At 55.1% G+C, this 1,597-nt stretch carries 1 protein-coding gene; it reads right to left on the reverse strand.

Annotated elements, in window-relative coordinates:
- Positions 1-96: 96 nt before the first annotated feature.
- Positions 97-1,521 carry an IS1182 family transposase gene (locus HX830_RS27045; RefSeq protein WP_218171412.1) on the reverse strand — a complete coding sequence of 475 codons (1,425 nt, stop codon included), beginning with the start codon at positions 1,519-1,521 and terminating at the stop codon, positions 97-99.
- Between the last annotated feature and the right edge of the window lie 76 nt (positions 1,522-1,597).

Below are 1,597 nucleotides of genomic sequence, written 5' to 3' on the forward strand. Positions count from 1 at the left end.
CAGACTGTGTGAAAACGCAGTCCGCCGCGGTTTAAAGCAAATGCCCCGACTTGTCGGGGCATTTGCTTTTCTGCAATCTGAAAAATGAAGGGCCTTTCAGCCCATCAGCGCCATCAGCTTCTGTGCTCCCAGCACCTGGATAGCTCTTTTCAAGTTGTAGGCCTGTACTGCAAGTGCCATTTCTGCGCGAGCACCCTGTAACTGGCGCAGCAAAAACCGGCCATTGCCGAAAATCCATTGCTTCAGGTTGCCGAAGGGATGTTCGACGATGGAGCGCCGATGCCCCATCATTTCCGGGTGCGCCTTCATTCGCACTTCCATTCGCTCAAATGCTGCTTCATGGGCGTGGCGCATCAGATACCGGCGTTCTGCCTTGGTGCAGCGGTTTTTCAGCGGACAACTTCGGCAGTCGCTGATGGCCGCCTGATAGATTCGGTCGCCCTTGCTCAGTTGCTTGAGTGTCAGCCGGTTGCCTGCGGGGCATTGGTACTGATCGGTGTTCGAGTCGTAGTTGAATTCGGTGCGGTCAAAGTATTGCTCGTCGCCACCGGTGGTGTTGATCGCCCGATTGGGAGGCACAAAAGCCGTGATCGCCGCGTCTTCGCAGGCCTGGAACTGGGCACCATTGGAATAACCGGCATCCGCCGTGACGCAAAGTTCGGATTGATCCAGCTTCTCTTTGGCTGCTTTGGCCATCGGTTCCAACTGACGGTTGTCGGTGCCTTCCTGAGTCACTTCGTGGTGCAGAATCAGGCAATGCTTGGCATCCACCGCACTTTGAATGTTGTAGGCCACGAGCGGCCCGGACGCTGTTCGCATTTTTTGCGCATCGGATTCACCCACAACGTGCTGAACCAGACCTTGAGCTTGCATCAGCACTTGGCAGGTCTGGTTATTGGCCTTTTTTACCTGCAACTCCGCCAGCGCTGCCTGCACCGCTGAACGATCAATCGACTCGCCTTCTTCGTCGCGATCGGCTTCATCGAGTTGCGCCAGATAACGCGCAATTTTCTTGTCGAGCGTCGCTTCCCGTTGCTGGAGCTTTTTCGGTGTCAGATGTTTGCGGCTGGAAGCCACAGCTTGAAACTTGCTGCCATCGATGGCCACCAACTCGCCTGCAATCAGACCGGCCTGCCGGCAGAAACGAACAAAGGCACGACAGGTCGCGGTAAACGCCGCGCTGTTATCGCGTCGAAAATCGGCAATGGTTTTGAAGTCCGGCGCCAATCGTCCCAACAGCCACATGACCTCGACGTTGCGTTGACACTCGGCCTCAAGCCGTCGTGACGAACGAATGCGTTGGAAATAGCCGTACAGATAGAGTTTGAGCAGATCGGCGGGATCGTATGAAGGACGTCCCGTGGCCTTGGGTTTGGCCTTGTCGAAACCCAGTTGCTCAAAATCCAGAAGCGCGACATAGGCTTCGATGACCCGAACCAGATGGTCATCGGGAATCAACTCATCCAGCGACAGTGGAAACAGCGCGCTCTGAGAGCGATTTTCACCTTGGATATAGCGCATAAGAAAAATGCCCGTATCTTGCGATACGGGCATTTTCTTTAACCGGCCAGCAGATTGCTAGGTTTTCACACAGTCT

The organism is Pseudomonas gingeri, from assembly GCF_013385425.1.
Taxonomy (GTDB): domain Bacteria; phylum Pseudomonadota; class Gammaproteobacteria; order Pseudomonadales; family Pseudomonadaceae; genus Aquipseudomonas; species Aquipseudomonas gingeri_D.

Coding starts and splice junctions, on each gene's coding strand:
- HX830_RS27045 (WP_218171412.1), bottom strand. CDS start 1,521: ATGCGCTATATCCAAGGTGAAAATCGCTCTCAGAGCGCGCTGTTTCCA.